20 protein-coding genes are annotated in these 18,321 nt (G+C 65.3%); 8 read left to right on the plus strand and 12 right to left on the minus strand.

Features of this window, described 5'->3' with window-relative positions; translation table 11 throughout:
* Positions 1–168: 168 nt before the first annotated feature.
* Entirely contained in the window at positions 169–975 is an 807-nt protein-coding gene (locus KUW17_RS13290) for a mechanosensitive ion channel family protein (protein WP_222479890.1), read from the plus strand.
* 57 nt (positions 976–1,032) lie between these two features.
* Here the strand turns inward: KUW17_RS13290 and KUW17_RS13295 are convergent, their stop codons facing one another.
* The 5 genes from KUW17_RS13295 to KUW17_RS13315 form a co-directional block, all read right to left on the minus strand.
* Entirely contained in the window at positions 1,033–1,578 is a 546-nt protein-coding gene (locus tag KUW17_RS13295; protein WP_222479892.1) for a hypothetical protein, read from the minus strand.
* A 194-nt stretch (positions 1,579–1,772) separates the two neighbouring features.
* Positions 1,773–2,303 carry a GNAT family N-acetyltransferase gene (locus KUW17_RS13300; RefSeq protein WP_222479893.1) on the minus strand — a complete coding sequence of 177 codons (531 nt, stop codon included), beginning with the start codon at positions 2,301–2,303 and terminating at the stop codon, positions 1,773–1,775.
* Positions 2,300–2,749, minus strand: a complete 450-nt coding sequence (locus KUW17_RS13305) for a YtoQ family protein (protein WP_039183666.1) — start codon at positions 2,747–2,749, stop codon at positions 2,300–2,302. Before KUW17_RS13305 ends, KUW17_RS13300 begins: the two co-directional genes overlap by 4 nt.
* Positions 2,740–3,402 carry a phosphoribosyltransferase gene (locus KUW17_RS13310; protein ID WP_222479895.1) on the minus strand — a complete coding sequence of 221 codons (663 nt, stop codon included), beginning with the start codon at positions 3,400–3,402 and terminating at the stop codon, positions 2,740–2,742. Before KUW17_RS13310 ends, KUW17_RS13305 begins: the two co-directional genes overlap by 10 nt.
* 47 nt (positions 3,403–3,449) lie before the next feature.
* On the minus strand, positions 3,450–4,085 hold the full coding sequence (locus KUW17_RS13315) for a class I SAM-dependent methyltransferase (protein WP_222479897.1): 636 nt from the start codon (positions 4,083–4,085) through the stop codon (positions 3,450–3,452).
* Positions 4,086–4,172: 87 nt separating this feature from the next.
* Between KUW17_RS13315 and KUW17_RS13320 the strand changes: the two genes are divergently transcribed.
* Positions 4,173–5,051 carry a LysR family transcriptional regulator gene (locus KUW17_RS13320; RefSeq protein ID WP_222479899.1) on the plus strand — a complete coding sequence of 293 codons (879 nt, stop codon included), beginning with the start codon at positions 4,173–4,175 and terminating at the stop codon, positions 5,049–5,051.
* Positions 5,052–5,143: 92 nt separating this feature from the next.
* On the opposite strand, the gene pheT is transcribed toward KUW17_RS13320, so the two are convergent.
* Both pheT and KUW17_RS13330 read right to left on the minus strand, forming a co-directional pair.
* Positions 5,144–7,540: a phenylalanine--tRNA ligase subunit beta gene (pheT, locus tag KUW17_RS13325; protein ID WP_222479901.1), complete on the minus strand. Its 2,397-nt coding sequence runs from the start codon at positions 7,538–7,540 to the stop codon at positions 5,144–5,146.
* Positions 7,541–7,629: 89 nt separating this feature from the next.
* Positions 7,630–8,445, minus strand: a complete 816-nt coding sequence (locus KUW17_RS13330) for an alpha/beta hydrolase family esterase (protein ID WP_222479904.1) — start codon at positions 8,443–8,445, stop codon at positions 7,630–7,632.
* A gap of 172 nt (positions 8,446–8,617) precedes the next feature.
* On the opposite strand from KUW17_RS13330, the gene KUW17_RS13335 reads away from it, so the two are divergent.
* Complete coding sequence (locus tag KUW17_RS13335; protein WP_222479906.1) at positions 8,618–9,748, plus strand: DUF2652 domain-containing protein; 1,131 nt, start codon at positions 8,618–8,620, stop codon at positions 9,746–9,748.
* 286 nt (positions 9,749–10,034) lie between these two features.
* On the opposite strand, the gene pheS is transcribed toward KUW17_RS13335, so the two are convergent.
* Positions 10,035–11,108 carry a phenylalanine--tRNA ligase subunit alpha gene (pheS, locus tag KUW17_RS13340; RefSeq protein ID WP_222479908.1) on the minus strand — a complete coding sequence of 358 codons (1,074 nt, stop codon included), beginning with the start codon at positions 11,106–11,108 and terminating at the stop codon, positions 10,035–10,037.
* Between the two features lie 146 nt (positions 11,109–11,254).
* On the opposite strand from pheS, the gene KUW17_RS13345 reads away from it, so the two are divergent.
* Complete coding sequence (locus KUW17_RS13345; RefSeq protein ID WP_222479910.1) at positions 11,255–11,815, plus strand: cupin domain-containing protein; 561 nt, start codon at positions 11,255–11,257, stop codon at positions 11,813–11,815.
* A gap of 129 nt (positions 11,816–11,944) precedes the next feature.
* On the opposite strand, the gene KUW17_RS13350 is transcribed toward KUW17_RS13345, so the two are convergent.
* Positions 11,945–12,838 carry a LysR family transcriptional regulator gene (locus KUW17_RS13350; protein WP_222479912.1) on the minus strand — a complete coding sequence of 298 codons (894 nt, stop codon included), beginning with the start codon at positions 12,836–12,838 and terminating at the stop codon, positions 11,945–11,947.
* A 115-nt stretch (positions 12,839–12,953) separates the two neighbouring features.
* Here KUW17_RS13350 and KUW17_RS13355 point away from each other — a divergent pair, with 115 nt between their 5' ends.
* The gene (locus tag KUW17_RS13355; protein WP_222479914.1) at positions 12,954–13,406 is read left to right on the plus strand and encodes a PACE efflux transporter; all 453 of its coding nucleotides are present in this window, start codon (positions 12,954–12,956) and stop codon (positions 13,404–13,406) included.
* Positions 13,407–13,496: 90 nt separating this feature from the next.
* Positions 13,497–14,132 (plus strand): DUF1326 domain-containing protein, encoded by a 636-nt coding sequence (locus tag KUW17_RS13360; protein ID WP_222479916.1) that lies wholly within the window; start codon positions 13,497–13,499, stop codon positions 14,130–14,132.
* A 57-nt stretch (positions 14,133–14,189) separates the two neighbouring features.
* On the opposite strand, the gene KUW17_RS13365 is transcribed toward KUW17_RS13360, so the two are convergent.
* Positions 14,190–15,005, minus strand: a complete 816-nt coding sequence (locus KUW17_RS13365) for an alpha/beta fold hydrolase (RefSeq protein ID WP_222479917.1) — start codon at positions 15,003–15,005, stop codon at positions 14,190–14,192.
* A gap of 65 nt (positions 15,006–15,070) precedes the next feature.
* Positions 15,071–15,838, minus strand: coding sequence for an AraC family transcriptional regulator (locus KUW17_RS13370; protein WP_222479920.1), 768 nt, complete (start codon positions 15,836–15,838; stop codon positions 15,071–15,073).
* 68 nt (positions 15,839–15,906) lie between these two features.
* On the opposite strand from KUW17_RS13370, the gene KUW17_RS13375 reads away from it, so the two are divergent.
* The gene (locus KUW17_RS13375) at positions 15,907–16,509 is read left to right on the plus strand and encodes a pyridoxamine 5'-phosphate oxidase family protein (protein WP_222479922.1); all 603 of its coding nucleotides are present in this window, start codon (positions 15,907–15,909) and stop codon (positions 16,507–16,509) included.
* Positions 16,510–16,652: 143 nt separating this feature from the next.
* Positions 16,653–17,702 carry a PAS domain-containing sensor histidine kinase gene (locus KUW17_RS13380; RefSeq protein WP_222479924.1) on the plus strand — a complete coding sequence of 350 codons (1,050 nt, stop codon included), beginning with the start codon at positions 16,653–16,655 and terminating at the stop codon, positions 17,700–17,702.
* Positions 17,703–17,768: 66 nt separating this feature from the next.
* Here KUW17_RS13380 and KUW17_RS13385 read toward each other — a convergent pair whose 3' ends face one another.
* Entirely contained in the window at positions 17,769–18,161 is a 393-nt protein-coding gene (locus tag KUW17_RS13385) for an ester cyclase (RefSeq protein WP_222479926.1), read from the minus strand.
* Positions 18,162–18,321: the final 160 nt, after the last annotated feature.

The raw sequence follows: 18,321 nt of genomic DNA on the forward strand, positions 1-18,321 counted from the left end.
CGCCCGGCCACAGGCGGCAGCGCACGCATCGTTCACCGCATCTTGTCCAGCCCCACCCCAATGGGTTGAGCCGCTGCCGCGTGATCTTTCCCCGCTGCGCCCTATTGCCACAGCGCTCTGCTTGCACGACAGTCCGGCGCACAGAAAAAACCGTTAGGGACAGCGGACATGGAACAACTTATCGAACAGGCGGGCGCGCTGTGGCCGCTGCTGGTGGCAGGGGTCAAGGCGCTGGTGGTGCTGATCCTCGGCTGGATCGCAACCGGCTGGATCAGCGCCGCTGTGCGCAACCGCATCAACAAGACACCGCAGATCGACCCGACGCTGGGCAATTTCGCCGCCAGCATGATCCGCTGGGCGCTGCTGGCGGTAGTGCTGGTTGCCATCCTCAACATCTTCGGGATCGAGGCCACCAGCCTGGTGGCGATGCTGGGCGCCGCCACCCTGGCCATCGGCCTGGCTCTTCAGGGCACGCTCAGCGATCTGGCAGCGGGCTTCATGCTGGTCCTGTTCCGCCCCTACAAGATCGGCCAGTATGTCGACATCGGCGGCACCGCCGGCACGGTGAAGGACGTGAACCTGTTCGTGACTGAGCTGGCGACACCCGACAACGTGCAGATCATCGTTCCCAACGGCCAGGCCTGGGGCTCTGTCATCACCAACTTCTCGCACCACCCCACCCGCCGCGTCGACATGGTGTTCGGCATCGACTACGGCGACAGCGCCGAGACTGCCAAGGCAATCATCCTGACTGCGGCCAATGCCGATTCCCGGGTGCTGCAGGATCCGGAACCCTGGGTCCGGGTCACCAATCTGGGCGACAGCTCAGTCGATCTGACCGCGCGGGTCTGGTGCAAGGCCGAGGATTACTGGGAGCTGAAATTCGCCCTGACCCAGGGTGTGAAGGAAGCCTTCGATGCCAAGGGCATCTCGATTCCCTATCCGCATTCGGTGGAAATCAAGAAAGCGGGCTGAGGGCTCCTGCCCGGCTTCTGCCCCTGCCGGGGCCGCATCCCGCCTTTGGCGGGGCGCTTATCTGTCCTGGGGCGTCCGGGCGGCGGTTCTGGCCTTGGCCTCCGCCTGGCGGGTGCGGGCCGCGCGGGCCCGCTCCTGCCGCCTGTCGTCCGGCTCAGCAGGCGGCATGCCGCACAGCACTGTCATCCCGTCTTCATCCACAAAGGCCCACTGCGCTGCCATCAGCTGATAGCTCTTCACTTCCCAGCCGGACTCGTCGGGCTGGAAGCGGAACCGCCAGGTGCCGCGCACCTGCACCGGCAGCCGCAGCCGGCTGATCTGGTTCATCGCCTCATGGCCGTTCAGGGCCGACCGCGCTCCCTGCATCCGCAGCTTGCGCATCCGCTCGACCAGGCTCGCGGCCTCGCGCAGGCGGCGGCCGGCAAAAACCACCTCGATCTCAGCGCCCGGCTGGACAATGCCCTTTACCACCAGGTCGCCGCGGTTGTTGCGGCTGAACACCGGCACCAGCTCCACTGGCACATCGCGCACCTCGCGCTTGAACAGCCCCGAGTCCTCAATCAGCGGTGTGATTTGCGAAGCAGGTCTGCGGCGGTTTGTCATAAAGGGGGCTCAAACACCGCCCTGAAAAACAGTGCGGCGCCTTATTTAGTGTTCCAGTCTCGGGACGAATGTAGGCCGCTCCCGTTAAAGAACTGTTGAATGGGCTGCAAGCCGAACCGCCCGCACCTCAGCTTATGGCCAGGCAAAGCGCTGCAATAATTCAAGTTTCAGTTGCGCGCCTGCACACCCCGGCGTCACCGCCGGGAAATTGCCCGTTTCATGACCAGCGTGGGATTGCCCCGGTACAGGGCTTCGCCAGCAGGCGCATACCCCAGCTTGCGCGCCACCCGGTGCGACACCGTATGGGACGGGTCAAAGATGCAGGCGGTTTCCGCCCAGTCCGTCATCTCTGCCGCCCATTGGTGGATGCGGCCCACCGCCTCGGTGGCGATGCCCTGCCCGTGCACCCCGGGCGCCAGCACCCAGCCCGCTTCCGGCACATCCGCCAGCGGCGGCTCCATGCAGCGCTGGAAGTTGGCGAAGCCCACCTCGCCGATAAACCGGCCGCTGCCGCGCAGGGTGACCGCCCAATAGCCGTACCCCAGCGCCTGCCAATGGCCGATATAGCGCAGCAGCCGGGTCCAGCTTTCCTCCGGGGTGGAGGGCTTGCCGGAGATGAAACGCACCACCTCCGGCTCTGCCCAGAGCGCGGCCACATCATCAAAATCCTGCACCCGGTGCGGGCGCAGGATCAGCCGCTCTGTCTCGAGCACCGGTGGCGTCATGCAGGCAGCTTGCCGGTCAGAACATAGGTGAGGATTTCGACCACCTGGCGCGGCTCCTCCGCCACCGCCAGCGCGGCGGCGTGGACCTCTTTCAGCGCGTGCTGATGCTCCGGCGGGCTGAGCACGATGATCGACTTGCCCAGCGCCGCGGCATAGCCCGCGTCAAAGGCCGCGTTCCACTGCTTGTACTTGTCGCCAAAGCGCACGACCACCACGTCGGCGTCGGCAATCCCCTTGCGGGTGCGGATCGCGTTGACCATCGCGCCCTTGTGGTCATGCCAGTACTTGTTTTCCTCGGCGCCCAGCACCGCCACGCCGCAATCGTCGCTGGCGTCGTGATCCGTCACCGGCGCGCTGAAGCTTACCTCCAGCCCCTTTGCGCCTTCGATGATCTGCTCCCGCCAATCGGTGTGGATCTCGCCCGAGAGATAAACATTCAATGCCACGTCTTGTCCTTTCCTGCGCCAGCCTGCGGGGCCGCGGCCAGGGCGGCCGTGACCTCGTCATCGCTGGTTTGCGTAAAATCCCTGTAATGCGCGCCGACCGCCCAGAACTCCCTGGGGCTCAGCAAACAGACCAGAGTATCCACCAAGGGGCGCAGTTCGTCCACCGCTTCCGGCGGCGCCACCGGCACCGCCAGGATCACTTCCGCAGGTTTGCGCTCCTTGAGCCAGAAATGCGCGGCCATGAAGGTGGCGCCGGTGGCAATCCCGTCATCCACCACGATGACCGTGCGGCCTTCCAGCTCCACCGGCGGATGCCCCTGCAGATAGCGGGCGCGGCGGGCGGCGTTCTCTTCCCGCGCCTGGGCCACCTGGGCAGCAAAATCCTCCGGCTTCATGCCAGTGGCCTGCAGCAGGGCGCCGTTGAATATGGGATTGCTGCCCTCGGCCAGAGCGCCCGCGGCCAGCTCCGGATTGGAGGGCATGCCGATCTTGCGGATCAGGATCAGGTCCATGGGGGCCTGCAGTTTCTGCGCGATCGGCAGCGCTACAGGAACCCCGCCCCGCGGCAACGCCAGCACCGCGGGATCCGTCATCGGCAGTTCAGCCAGTTTCTCGGCCAGCTGAAGCCCGGCAGAAATCCGGTCCTCAAACATGTCAGCCTCCACCCCGTTACCTAGCGCGGATGGGGCAAAGGCAAAGCTCAGCGCCGCCGCGCCACCAGATAGCGCCCCGGCGTGTCCGCCGGGTAGTTGCCGGTCTCGATGATCTCAAAGCCTGCTTTCTGCACTGCCGCCTCCAGCTTGCGGATGTCCATGAAGTCCACATAGCTGGGTGCCTTGCCCGCCAGCCGCATCAGCGGGATGGCCGCCGAAAACAGCCAGTACTTCCAGCTGCCCCGCGACTCGCCCAGGCAGGGCGTCTTGGAGATGAACAGCCCGCCAGGGCGCAGCCGCGCCGCGACACCATCCAGTACCTGCTCCAGATCCGGCAGCAAATGCAGCAGGTTATGCGCCAGCACCGCGTCAAACGGCCCCTCAGGCGCCTGCCCGGCGCTGCAGCAGTGGAATTCGATGTTGGCCGCGCCTGCATCCCAGGCCCGCTCGCGGCCGACCTCCAGCATCGCCTCCGACAGATCGGTTGCGACAATCCGGGCGATGCCGGGCGCCAGTTCGATGGCGGTGGAGCCGGTGCCGCAGCCCAGTTCCAGAACGGCATCATCCGCCTTGAGATAGGACCGTGTTCGCTCCAGCGTGTAGCGGTAGGCATCCATGTCGCGGATCGGCGATTTGGCGTATTTGGGGGCGATCTTGTTCCAAAAGCGGGCGTCGGCGGTCAATGCGAGTCTCCTTGGTTGCCCAAACCCTACCTATGCAGGAACCACGGATAAATTGCCGAAATCCGCAAGGCTGATATACGTATTTGCATGATAACCCCCGACTGGAACCATATCCGCGCCTTTCTCGCCACCGCTGAAACCGGTTCGCTGTCGGCCGCCGCGCGGCAGCTTGGCCTGACCCAGCCGACGCTGTCGCGCCAGGTCGCGGCGCTCGAGGCGGAGCTGGGCGTGCTGCTGTTCGAGCGCCTTGGCCGCTCGCTGGCCCTGACCGAAGCCGGGCATGAGCTGCGCGCCCACAGCCGCCGCATGGGCGCGGCCGCGGATGCGCTGGCCCTGGCGGCCAGCGGCCAGGCGCAATCCATCGAAGGCACCGTAAGGATCACCGCCTCCGACGTGATGTCCGCCCATGTGCTGCCGCCCCTGCTGCAGCAGCTGCGCCAGCGCGCGCCCAACCTCACCGTCGATGTGGTGGCCGCAAACGACATCCGCGACCTGATGCGGCGCGAGGCGGACATTGCCATCCGCCACGTCCGCCCGGAGCAGCCCGAGCTGATTGCCCGCCTGGTGCAGGAAGCCACCGGGCATTTCTATGCCGCCAAGTCCTATCTTGACCGGCGCGGCCGCCCGTCGTCGCTGGATGATCTGGGGGATCATGATTTCGTCGGCTTCGGCGACGCCAGCCGGATGATCGAATATCTGGAACCGATGGGTATCCCGATCACGCCGGACAATTTCCGCATCGGTTCCAATAGCGGCCTGGTCGCCTGGGAACTGGTCCGGCACGGGTTCGGCATTACCCCGATGTCAGATGAGGTCGCCGCCGCCGCGCCGGAGGTGGAGCGGCTGCTGCCCGGCAGCGACGCCATGACCTTCCCGGTCTGGCTCACCACCCACCGCGAGTTGCACACCAGCCGCCGCATCCGGCTGGTGTTCGACCTGCTGGCGGAGTTCTTTTCCGGTAGATGATATGAAAAAGGGCAGCGCCCCGCAGGGTGCGCTGCCCAAAAGTTTTCTGAAACCTATTGCCAAGGCTTTTCAGAAAAGCCTTGGAACCGCCGTTACCCGCGCAGAGTGCCGCCGGTTGCCTTGGTGACCTTGGCGATGATCTTCTCGCTCACCGCTTCGATGTCCTTTTCCTTCAGCGTCTGGTCGCTGGGCTGCAGCCGCACGGTGATCGCCAGCGACTTCTTGCCCTCGCCCAGGGAGCCGCCGATGAACTCGTCAAAGACACGCACATCCTCGATCAGCGCCTTGTCGGCCCCGGCCGCGGCATTGACGAGGGTGAGCGCTTCGACGCTGTCGTCGACGACAAAGGCAAAGTCCCGCTCCACCGCCTGCAGGTCGCTGATCGCCAGCGCCGGGCGGGTGGCGCCGGACTTGCGCGGCAGCGGCACCTCATCCGGGAAGATGGTGAAGGCCACGGCTGCGCCCTTGATGCCCATCCTTTTCAGCACCTTCGGGTGCAGCTCACCAAAGACGCCGAGGGTCTTTTTCGGGCCCAGGCAGATGCGACCATGGCGGCCCGGGTGCCACCAGGCAGCGCCTTCGCGCAGGATCTGCACTTTAGCCGGCGCGCCGATGGCGGCCAGCACCGCCTCGATGTCGGCCTTGGCATCATAGAGATCCACCGCGCGCGATGCGCCATGCACGTCCTTCGGCCCGGTGCGCCCCACCAAGAGGCCCGCGATCTGGGTGACCTGCTCGCCCGGCTCGCCGCCGGTGAAGGCCGGTCCAGCCTCAAACAGCGCCAGATCCATGTAGCCGCGCGCCTGGTTGCGGGCCGCAGCCTGCAACAGGCCTGCCAGCAGGTCGGGGCGCATGTGCGACATCTCGGAAGAGATCGGGTTGGCCAGCATGGTGGCATCGTCACCGCCGCCGAACAGCGCAGCGGAGGCCTGATCGATGAAGCTGTAGCTCACTACCTCATTATAGCCGAGGCTGGCGCAGGTGCGGCGCGCCATCTGCTGGCGCCGCTGCTGCGGGGTCATCACCGGCTTGGGGATGCCGTCGGTCAGCCGCGGCAGCGGCTTGCCCACCAGCTTGGTCAGCGAGGCAATCCGCGCGACCTCTTCCACCAGGTCGGCCTCGCCCTGCACATCCGGGCGCCAGCTCGGCACATGCGCCATGCTGCCCTCCAGGCGGAAGCCCAGGCGGGTTAGGGTCTGGCGCTGATCGCTTTCCGCGATCTCCATCCCCACCAGCGACTGCACCCGGTCGGCATCCAGCTTGTAGGCGCGCGAATGATCCGGCACGTCGCCCGCGATCACCACCTCGGACGGCTCGCCGCCGCAGAGGTCCAGGATCATCTGGGTCGCCCGGTGCAGGCCCTCAATGGTGTATTCCGGATCGACGCCGCGCTCAAAACGGTAGCGCGCGTCGGAATTGATCTTGAGCGCCCGGCCCGCCATGGCGATCTGAACGTGATCCCAGAACGCGCTCTCCAGGAACACGTCCACGGTTTCCTCGGTGCAGCCGGTCTCCTCGCCGCCCATGATGCCGCCGATGCTTTCCGGCCCGTTGGCATCCGAAATCACCATCTGGCCTGCGCCGAAGGTGTATTCCTTCTCATCGAGCGCCTTCAGGGTCTCGCCGCCAGCCGCGCGGTGCACCCGCAGGTCGCCCGCGACCTTGGCCGCGTCAAACACATGCAACGGGCGGTTCTGGTCGAAGGTGAAGAAGTTGGTGATGTCCACCAGCGCCGAAATGGGGCGCAGGCCGATCGCCTTCAGCCGGTCCTGCAGCCACTGCGGGCTGGGGCCGTTCTTCACGCCCTTGATCACCCGGCCCGCAAACAGCGGGCAGCCGTCCAGAGTGTCGGCGTCGATTGTGACCTTGATCGGGCTTGCGAAGTCACCCGGGATCGCCTCAAACGCGCGGGTCTTGAGGGTGCCGAGGCCACGCGCCGCCAGGTCGCGGGCAATGCCGTAGACGCCCAGCGCATCGGGGCGGTTCGGGGTGATCGCGATCTCGATGACCGGATCGACCTTGGCCGGATCGTTCTCCGCCAGCCAGTCCACAAACTTGTCGCCAACCGCGCCGGAGGGCAGCTCGATGATGCCGTCATGCTCTTCCGACAGCTCCAGCTCGCGCTCGGAGGCCATCATGCCAAAGCTCTCGATGCCGCGGATCTTGCCGACGCCGATGGTGATGTCGAGGCCGGGGATATACATGCCCGGCTTGCAGACCACCACGGTGATGCCTTCACGCGCGTTCGGCGCTCCGCAGATGATCTGCAGCTCGCCCTCGTCGGTGTCCACCTTGCAGACCCGCAGCTTGTCGGCGTCGGGGTGTTTCTCGGCGTGTTTCACATAGCCGAGGGTGAAGTCCTTCAGCGCGTCAGCCGGATTGACGACCCCTTCGACCTCAAGGCCCAGATCGGTCAGGGCGTCAGTGATCTCTTCCACCGAGGCGTCGGTGTCGAGGTGGTCTTTCAGCCAGGAAAGCGTGAATTTCATCGGTCGGGGACCCCTTGGCAGACATGCGTGTTTGACCTGAGGCAATGGCAAAGAATGCGCCAAGGTTCAAGGGTTCAGCACGCCCGCACTCAAGGATAGCTGGGAGTGAGGTTCAAAAGCTCATCCAATTGCCGCCCGATCCAGCCGTGCGGGATGAAATGGCCGCCGGGATGGGTGTCCAGCACCACCTTCCCTTCTGTGCAGCCCGCCCAGACCGTGCGCTCCAGCTTCAGCCATTCCACCGCCTGCCACTGGCCCAGCACCCGCGCCGCGCCGCAGCCCAGCCGCGCGCGCCACAGCGCCACCGGATAGGTCCGCTCGCCGCCGGGGCCGTAGGGGAAATCCATTACCGTGTCCTTCAGCCCATGCACATGGCGCACCTCGCGCGGGGCTTCGGGACAGTTTTCACTCTGCTGGATAGTGCCCGCCACCGCCAGCAATGCCGCCACATCATTGCCGCTGTGGCAGACATAGCGCCAGGCCATGGCTGACCCGTAGGAGTAGCCCGAAACATAGATCCGTTCCGCGTCAACGGGATAGCGCCTGGCGACGTCCGCCAGCACCGCATCGGCAAAGGCGACATCCTCTGTCTCCGCCGACCAGAAATCCCAGGTCTTGCGCCGCCCGTTCGGTGTCACCAGCAGGATGCCCCGCCGCTTGGCGGATGCCCCCACCCTGTTGCTGTGCTGCGCATGGCGCCCCGTGCGCGACCAGCCGTGGAAATGCAGCAGCACCGGCAGGGGCGAGACCCCGTCCCAGCCTGCAGGCTCCATCACGTGATAGGAGCGGTCACCCAGTTCGCAGGGCATCTCCCCGTGGCACTTTGCGGATTTCGACGGTCCCATGGCGGCAGCGGCAGAGGCCCACAGCAGGGCGGCGGAGAGGGAAAGAACGGTGCGGATCATTCGCCCTAAGGTAGCCACCGCACGGCAGCTGTCACGTCACAAGTTTGTGGGGCGGGGCGTCCGCCCCGCGATACGTTCAATGACCGGTAATTTGGCCCTCCCCCCAAGCTGCTATGTTTTGAATTTCCACCAACTTCGAGCATACTGCCCTGACATTGCCAAGGAGGTGCCAATGACGGCCCAGCATTCCGAAGTCCAGAAAGCCTTCTTCGTCATTGCTGACCTGTCGGGCTACACCAAATTCATGGCCGGCACCCCGCTGGAGCATTCCAAGGGCATACTGGATGCGCTCTTCGGCGCGCTGCTCCCCGCCATCCGGGCGCCGCTCCAGGTCTCCGGCCTGCAGGGCGACGCTGTGTTTGCCTATGCCATCGAAAACGAGGTGATGACCAAGCAGTTCATCCTCGATTTTGCCGAGCACCTCTACTGCATCTTCGCCCGTGAAAAGGAGAAGATGATCCTCAACACCGGCTGCACCTGCGATGCCTGCAGCAAGATCGGCGACCTGGAGCTGAAACTGGTGGTGCATCACGGCGAATGCATCCTGCAGGACACCCAGGGCAGGCATGAACTGGCCGGCCCCGACGTGATCACTGCCTTCCGGCTGCTGAAGAACTCGGTCACCAAGCGCACCGGCCTCACTGCCTATACGCTGCTGTCCTGCGACGCGCTGCGGGCAATGGACCTAGTCGATTTCTTTGATGAAAGCGAGTTCCACAGCGAGGAGATCGAACATATCGGCCCGGTCGAGTATGTGGTCCGCGACATGCGCGCCGCCTGGCAGCGCCGCCGCTCCAGCGAGCGCAGCTTTGTCGGCGCCACCGATGACCTGCTGCTGGACGAGTGGATCATCCCGCTGCCGGTTTCACCCGAGATCGCCTTTACCATCTGCACCCGGCCTGACCTGCGGACGGAATGGCTGGGCGCTGACCGGATGGACCTGCTGAACACCAACAAGGGCAAGATCGAGCCCGGCACACTTTATCACTGCTACCACGGCGACGCGCTGTTCCCTTACGAGGTGGTGGACTGGAACCCGGGCGAATATGTCACCGGCCGCTACAATCTGGCGATGGGCCTGCAGATGTATGAAACCATCGAGATGGAGGAGATCGGCGGCGGCACCCTGGTCAAGCTGCGCTATGCCAAGACGCGCTCGCCAAAGCTCTTGGGCAAGCTGATGGCCGGCATGGTCAACCGCAAGATCCGCGGCTTCATCATCCCCGACAAGGAAAACCGCGTCTCCAAGATCAAGGCGCTGGGGGAACGACTGGCGGGGGCTGGTGCCGCGGCGCCTGCATGAGGAAAGCGCATTAGGACCGTTAGCCGCGCCATCGCCTGACCGCGGGGAGGCGATCCAACAGCAGTGTTTGGCAGTTTATCCCTGCCAAGTCCGTACGACGTCTGGCTGGTGCGCCTGCATTACTAAATCGCCTGCCCGTGCGGGCGGTCAGGCGATGGCGCGGCGGCCTCTCGGCCTTGAATCCGCGCTGAGGACTAAACTTGCAGGGCAGCGCCCGCCCCGTGGGGGACGGGACGGGCGCTGCCCGGCCGATCGGCCGGGCGAAAGTTCTGAACCTTTGGAGGGTTTACCGGCTCAAACCGCCATGCAGCGCCGGCATGTCCAGGCTCTGGAAGCCGTAGTGGCGCAGCCAGCGCAGGTCGCTGTCGAAGAAGGCGCGCAGGTCGGGGATGCCGTATTTCAGCATCGCCAGGCGGTCGATGCCGATGCCGAAGGCAAAGCCCTGGTAGATCTCCGGGTCGATGCCGCCGGCCGCGATCACCTTGGGGTGCACCATGCCGGAGCCGAGGATCTCCATCCAGTCGTCGCCCTCGCCGATCTTCAGTGTGCCGCCCTCCCAGGAGCAGCGGATGTCCACCTCGGCCGACGGCTCGGTGAAGGGGAAATGCGAGGCGCGGAAGCGCAGCTCGACGTCGTCCACCTCGAAGAAGGATTTGACGAATTCCTCGAGCACCCACTTGAGGTTCGCCATCGAGATGTCCTTGTCCAGCGCCAGGCCTTCGACCTGGTGGAACATCGGCGTGTGGGTCTGGTCGTAGTCGGCGCGGTAAACACCGCCCGGGCAGATGATGCGCAGGGGCGCGCCCATCTTCTCCATCGAGCGGATCTGCACCGGCGACGTATGGGTGCGCAGCACATGCGGCGGGCGGTTGTCGCCTTCGGCACGGTGCATATAGAACGTGTCCATTTCGGCGCGTGCCGGGTGGTGGCCGGGGATGTTCAGCGCATCGAAGTTGTACCAGTCGGTATCGATCCGCGGGCCTTCGGCAACGGAGAAGCCCAGCTCGGCGAAGATCGCAGTGATCTCTTCCTGCACCTGGCTGATCGGATGCAGGCTGCCCTGGCGCGCGGGGCGCGACGGCAGGGTCACGTCCAGCCACTCGGTGCGCAGGCGCTCATCCAGCGCCGCATCTTCCAGGCCTGCCTTCTTGGCCGTGAGGGCCGAGTTGATCTCATCCTTCAGCGCGTTCAGCGCCGGGCCCGCCACCTGGCGCTCTTCAGGGGTCATCTTGCCCAGCTCGCGCATCTTCAGCGCCACTTCGCCTTTCTTGCCGACGGCGGCAAGGCGGATCGCCTCCAGCGCCGCCTCGTCGGCGGCCTCTGCAATCTGACCCAGGTATTTGGCTTTAAGATCGTCCATCACGGCCCCTCGAATTCTGCTTGTGCCCTGCTACCACAAGGGCCGCTGAAAGCAAGAGGGCGGGGACGGATGGCGGGCGTCTGTGTTGCGGGGGCGTGCTGCGCGGAAATGATGCGAGCCTGCGAACAAAGCGCCCTCCTGTCACAATGGCTCAAAATGCCGGAACCACGCCCGCATTCGCTTGCCGGCAAACCGACACCTTCGGTTTCAGGAATTGGCCGCAGAATTCTGTTAATATGGAACCATTCAAAGCCAAACAGGAGAGCACGATGGGAAGCATGAAACCTGCAATCCTAGGTTCACTGCTGTTCGCGGCCGGAGCTTTGATGGGAAGCTTCGGCGTTATCGCCGTGACGGCACAGGAAACACCTCCAACGGAACACAAAGGGATCAGCGTTTCAAAGTTGGGTGTTGTCCCCGAGGAATCCATGAAAAAGCAGACCGGTCTCGAAGGTTACTTCTTGCAATTACGGCTAGCGACAGTCGCTCCCGGAGGACAGGTCGCACGGCACGATCACACGACTCGGCCCGGGCTTGTCTACACGCTGGAAGGCACTTGGATAGAAGGCCGGCCGGAGGGTGAACGGGAATACCCAGAGGGCACCGAAACCGCCTTGGTTGAAGATGCGGAAACCGACCACTGGTTCTACAATCGAAGCGACAGCCCCGTTAAGGTTCTAATTTGTGATCTGGGCCTCGTTGAGTGAACGGTTCCAGGGTTTAATTGCGCGCAGCTCTTCCCAAGGCCATTGCAAACGCCAGAGCCACTGGCAAGTCTTGGCCGCCTTTCGCTTCAGGTGGGCCTTTAGCTGCGGTCTTTTACCGGCAGCTGCCCCTCAGCACCGCCACGCCTCCTGCGGCAGCTTCAAGAGGTGCTGCTGCAGCCACTGCCCCGCCTGCCCCAGCACCCGCCGCGCGGTCCAGACCACGTCGATACCGGCCAGCGCATCGCTTTGCTGGAAGCCAAAGCGCAGCCGCACCAGCGCGCCGCTTTCCAGATGCGGCAGCACAGCGGGCAGCGGCAGTTCGGCCCAGCCCAGCCCCTGCTGCAGCAGCTCGACGATCATGGCAGGGTTCTCCGCGGACCAGATTGTGGCGCTGTGGGTTTCCCCGATCAGCCAGCGCGCTTCCTGAGCGCGGCTTTGCAGCACCAGCTGCCGGTGCGCCCGCAGGTCGCGGTGGGCCAGCGGGCCAAGGGCGGCCAGCGGGTGATCCCGCCCGCAGACCGGCACCACCGCCGTGTGGCCGACACCGCGGAACTGAAAGCCCTCCGGATAGCTTTCCTGCTCTGTCATCAGCCCAAGATCGGCACGCCCCTCCTTCAGCAGCGCCGCGGTGCCGTTGGGGCCTGCCGACAAAATCTCCAGCGCCACATGCGGATAGGCTTCGGCAAAGCCGCGCAACGCCTCCAGCAGCGGCGCCAGGTTCAGCCCCTGCTCCACCGCCAGGCACAGGCTGTCCTCCACCCCTTCCGCCATCGACGCCGCCTTGGCGGCAAACTCCCGCTGGCCCAACAGGATCCCGCGCGCGTGCGGCAGCATCTCCTGCCCCGCCCTTGTCAGCACCGGCGACCGCCCGCTGCGGTCAAACAGCTGCAGCCCGCAGTCGATCTCCAGATTGGCAATCGCAGTGGAAACCGCCGACTGCGCCTTGCCCATCCTGCGGGCTGCTGCCGAGAAAGAGCCCAGTTCGGCGGCCAGCACAAAAGCCTGCAGGGTTTCGGGGGACATCACGGCTCACCTATCTAACTTTCAGATACATTCTGACTGGATGCATCATGAAATGCGGATAGAACAAAGGCAACGCTCACCCCCGCAGCCCAAACCCGCAAGAAGGAGGCACAGGATGGCAGGCAAAGTTGCAATGCGCACGGCGAAGGACCGGCTGCGCTACACCATCAGCTTCGAAATCCTGCTGATGGCAATGCTGGTGCCGGTCGGCGCGGCTTTCTTCGACAAGCCGCTCAGCGACATCGGACTGCTGGGCGCCTTCCTGTCGGTCAAGGCGATGCTGTTGAACCTACTCTACAACTGGATCTTCGATCACGCGGATGCCAGGGCGGGCCGGGTCGCCAGCGACCGCTCGCCGCTGGGCCGCCTGCTCCATGCCGCAGGGTTTGAGGCGACGCTGCTGCTCACCTCGCTGCCGGTCTATATCTGGTGGCTGAACCTGGGCCTGTTGCAGGGGCTGGCCGCCGACCTGACGGTGACCTCCTTCGTGGTGGTCTACACCTACGGCTTCACCCTCGCCTATGATCGCCTGTTCCCGGTCGCCGCGGCGGAGAGCGGCCGCGCCTGACCCGCGGCCCGGCATGGCTGCCGGTTTTGTGCTATACTTGCGGTGCGCGGCCCAGCGCATCCCATTCAGCAGAACAACCGGAGGACAGCCATGGCACATGTGGATTGGTATATCGAAGGCCCAAGCTTCGGGAACTGCAACTGCAACTACGGCTGCCCCTGCCAGTTCGAGGATCTGCCCACCCACGGGCATTGCACCGGGTTCGAGGTGATCCATATCGACAAGGGCCATTTCGGCGATACCGACCTGACCGGCACCCGCGCCGCGCTGTTCTATGCCTGGCCCGGCCCGGTTTTTGAGGGCAAGGGCGCGCTGCAGGCGATCATCGACGACCGCGCCACCGACGCCCAGCGCGCGGCGCTGGAAACCGTGATGCTTGGCGGCGAAACCGATGAGGAAGCCACCCACTGGTGGGTGTTCCGCGCCATGTGCGACACCGTGCACGAGACGCTGATCAAGCGGATCGACTACGAGGTGGACATCGAAAACCGCACCGCCAAGCTGGACATCGAAGGGCTGGTCACCTCCACCGGCCGCCCGATCCAGGCCCCGCATGGCGGCGGCGAGCACCGGGTCCGGATCGACATCCCCGGCGGGATCGAATTCACCCTGGCCGAGATCGGCAGCGCCTCCACCAAGTCCGACGCAGCGATCAAGCTGGATCTGGACGACAGCTACGGCCAGTGGGCGATCATCCGCCACGGCCCGCACGGAATTGCCGCCTGAGGCGGCAGATCGCGCTGCCGGGGCCAGTGGCGGCCTTGCGGCGCCGGTCCGCAGGGCCTAGGCCAGCCGGGCAATAAAGGCGTCCAGCACTGCATTGAACTGGTCCGGGTGCTCCCAGAACATGAAGTGCCCGCCCAGAAGTTCCACACCGGTATTGGGCAGGTGCCGCTGCAGATAGGGCAGCGCCTTGTCCGCCGAGCTGTCCGCGACCACGAACAGCCCCGGCAGCGCCTGATCCACTGCCTTGGCCTCTGGCAGAAAGTCCGAAAACCATTCCGCCGCGCAATAGGCCGCCGCCGCCCAGCAGGGGGTTGAGGTGGACTGGGACACGATCCAATCCAGCTCCGCTTCCGTCAGGTCCCGCTGCACCATGATCTCCCGGGCGTACCAGGTGACAATGTCGCGGTGGCCTTTCGGTGTCATCAGCGCCTGGTAAAACGCCATCGCCCCGGGCATGTCGAACTCCGTCCAGTCCTCGCCGCAGCCGGTCAGCGGCGCGGGCGGCATGTCGATGGTGACGATCCCCCGGAGCGGTGCCGTGCCCCTATTGCGGACAACGCCCCACACCGTGAGCGAGGCCGCGGACCAGCCGACCAGAACCGGGTCTTGCAGCCCGAGATGGTCGATCAGCCTGCAAAGATCCGCGCTTTGCGTCGTGTAATCGTTGCCGGTCAGCACAAGCGTTGAGCGCCCCTGGCTGCGCGGATCGAAGCTCACTACCCGGTGGTGCTTGGAAAAATGCGCAAACTGGTGCTGGAACACCTCGGTGGTGAAGGTCCAGCCCGGCACAAAAACAATCGGCGGGCCGTCCCCGTGGTCTTCGTAGTACAGCTCCACTCCCGGCTCGGTTTCGAAAAATGACCCTTTACCCATGGCACCCTCCATCAGCCGGAGTGTACCAATTTTCCGGACCGCACGCGAATGCAGCCGGGCTGCGTTCAAGCCAGCCGCCGCATCATCGTCTGCAAGGACTGGCGGCTGGCGTAGCCCAGCCTTTGCGCCACCTGCTCCATCCGCTCACCGCGCGCTGCGGCCCGCAGCGCGATCTGGCAGCGCAGGCGGTTGCGCCAGCCGCCGAAGCTCAGCCCCGTCTGCTGCTGGAACCGGCGGGTGAAGCTGCGGCGGCTCATCCCCGCCAGCGCCGCCCAATGGTCAATGGTCTGCACGCTGCCCGGGCTGTCCATCAGCGCATCGCAAACCCGCCGCAGCCGGTCGTCCGCCGGATACGGCAGCGCCAGCGGCGATTTCTCCGCCGTGCCCAGCTCGATCAGGATCAGCCGGCTCAGATGATGCGCCCGCGGCGGCAGCGGCCAGGGGTTGTTCATGGCGCACAGCGCCGCGATCAGCCGGGCCAGCAGCGCGGAGATGGCCACGGCCCGGCATTCCGCCATCATCTCCGCCCCCGGCTCCGCCGGATCGATATAGAGCGACTGCAGCTGCACCTCGCCCGCCATGCGGATCTCGTGCAGCATCCCTGCCGGCACGATCAGCCCCGCCCCCGCAGGCACCGCCCAGGTGGTGCCGCCGGCCTCTGCCATCATCAGCCCGGCCACCGCATAGACCAGCTGATGGCGCGGGTGGTCATGCCAGGCGGAGACATAGCCGTCCGGGTAGGTGCGCGCATAGGACGCCACCCCATGCGGCAGCATCTGCACCGCATCGGACGAGGACGACCCCCGCCGCCGGATATCCGCATTCTGGCCCATTTGCGCAAAAACTGGCCCCATCACCACGAAAGGGCAAGGTAAAACGCAACCAAAAGGAGGCCGGACCCATGCAGACAATCACCAGCACCAATGAGCTTGAGGAGATCTACGGCGCCCCGGTGCCGCAGTCGCTGACCAAGGTCACAAGCCATCTGACGCCGCTTTACCGCGACTGGATCGGCGCCGCGCGGTTCCTGGTCCTGTCCACCATCGGCCCTGAAGGCACCGACGCAAGCCCCCGCGGCGATGACGGCCCGGTGGTGCATATGGCGGACAGCCGCACCCTCTGGCTGCCCGACTGGCGCGGCAACAACCGCATCGACAGCTTGCGCAACATCGTCCGCGACCCGCGGGTCAGCCTGATGTTCATGGTGCCGGGCTGCAACAACGTGGTGCGGGTGAACGGCACCGCCGTGCTGACCGCAGACGAGAAAACGCGCGCGCATTTCGCCCGCAAGTCCCTGCGGCCCGCCACCGTGGCAGTGATCACCATCGAAGAGCTTTACTTCCAATGCGCCAAGGCGCTGATGCGCTCGCGCCTGTGGGACCCGGAGGCAGACCGCCCCGCGGTGCCCACCGCAGGCCAGTTTCTGCAGGAACAGCAGCAGGATTTCGAGGCCGGCGCCTATGACGCGGGCTACGCGGAATACGCCAAGTCCAGGATGTGGTAGGCGCCGCTGCAGGCTGCGGGCCGCCGGGCGCGGCTGATGCACGCGGAAGATGCATTTTCCCGCCGATCCAATACCTTGAGGCTTGCCAGATACTTTGCGGCATGTGCAAAATGGCGCGTTGACGCTGCTCGGGAACCGCGCCCATGCCCACCCATATCGACCGCACCAGCCTGACCTGGAAGGTCACGCCCGACCTGTTGGGCGTGGTCGATGCCTCCGGCATATTCACCGACACCAACCCCGCCTGGTTCCGGACCCTCGGCCTGCTGCCCGCGGAAATCGAAAGCCGCCAATTCTTCGACTTCCTGCACCCCGGCGACATGTCCCGGACCGAAGCCGCCTTTGAACGGCTCAAGCACGGGGAGCCGGTGCTGCAGTTCGAGAACCGCTACCGCCACAAGGACGGCAGCTACCGCTGGCTGTCCTGGAACGCAGTGCCGGAAGGGGACCGGTTTATTTGCAACGCCCGTGACGTGACTCAAGCCAAGGAAAACGCGGCCCACCTCGCAAACCGCGAGCAGGAAGCCCATTTCCGCGAGCAGTTCATCGCGGTGCTGGGCCACGACCTGCGCAACCCGCTGTCGGCGGTCGGCGCCGCTCTGCGGCTCTTGGAAAATGAGCCGCAATCGGCCAAGGCGCTGGAAATCCTCGCCCTGGGCCGCCAGTCGGTCACCCGCATGTCGGCGCTGATCAACGATATCCTCGATTTCGCCCGCTCCCGCCTCGGCGACGGGATCGAAATCGCCCGGTCGCGCGAAGCGCCGCTTCTGCCGGTGCTGCAGCAGACGGTGGAGGAGATCCGCCTGGCCAACCCCGACACTCCGCTGCAGGAGGACTACAGTTTCGCCGATCCGCTGGACTGCGACCCGAGCCGGATCGCGCAGCTGGTCTCCAACCTCTTGGCCAACGCGGTGACGCACGGCACCCCCGGCAAGCCGGTGCAGGTCAGCGCCCGTGACGAGAGCGGCGAATTCGTGCTCTCCGTCGCCAACGAGGGCACGCCGATCCCGCCGGACACCGTGGCGCTGCTGTTCGAACCCTTCACCCGCGCCGAAACCCGGGAGTCGCAGAACGGCCTCGGGCTGGGGCTGTTCATCGCCCAGCAGATCGCCAAGGGCCACGGCGGCCTCCTGTCGGTGCAGTCGGATGAACGGCTGACTGTCTTCAGCCTGCGGGTGCCGCGCCAGGGCTGAACGGTGCAGGCGCGCGGAATCTGCCGGAATGGGTGAACAGGCCTGCCCCGCCGCGCCCGTCAGACCTTATCCTGAGACCTGGCGCTCGTAGTCTTCTGCGTCGAACCATCCCAGGGAGGAGGTAATCTTCATGCCGCCGCCCAACTCCCACTCTTCCCAGCCGCTTACCTTGAGCGGATTGCCGGTCCCGGCATGGTGGCCTGTGAACGTCCACATGTACAAGACGTGGGCGCCGGCCCCGCGGATGCCATCGCAGGTAAGATGCAGGTCAGGCACATCCGTATGAAACCCCGCAGCCATCTCGGTGACGCCGCTGTGACCGCTCGAAGGCTCCCCACGGTTGATCACGATACTGCTGTCCGGAGCATGGAAAGCCGCGACCTGCTCAGGCACTAGTGAGTTCCAAGCTTCGGTGTAGCGCTTAGCAAGATCGTCCAGCTGGCTTTGAGAGTATGGCATTTTCAACCTCCTGCGGTGCTGAACAGGCTAACTAGCGCTGGCATTTCAGGCGGCAAGCCGCCCTCCCCCGGACATTCCAGCATGTAGGCCGGGTGCCGCTTGCAGCCGATCCAATGCTCGCCTGCCCCGTATAGCGCCCCCCAAGCAGCAAAAAAGGCCG

The organism is Leisingera aquaemixtae, from assembly GCF_019801145.1.
In the GTDB taxonomy this organism is placed as follows: Bacteria; Pseudomonadota; Alphaproteobacteria; order Rhodobacterales; family Rhodobacteraceae; genus Leisingera; species Leisingera aquaemixtae_A.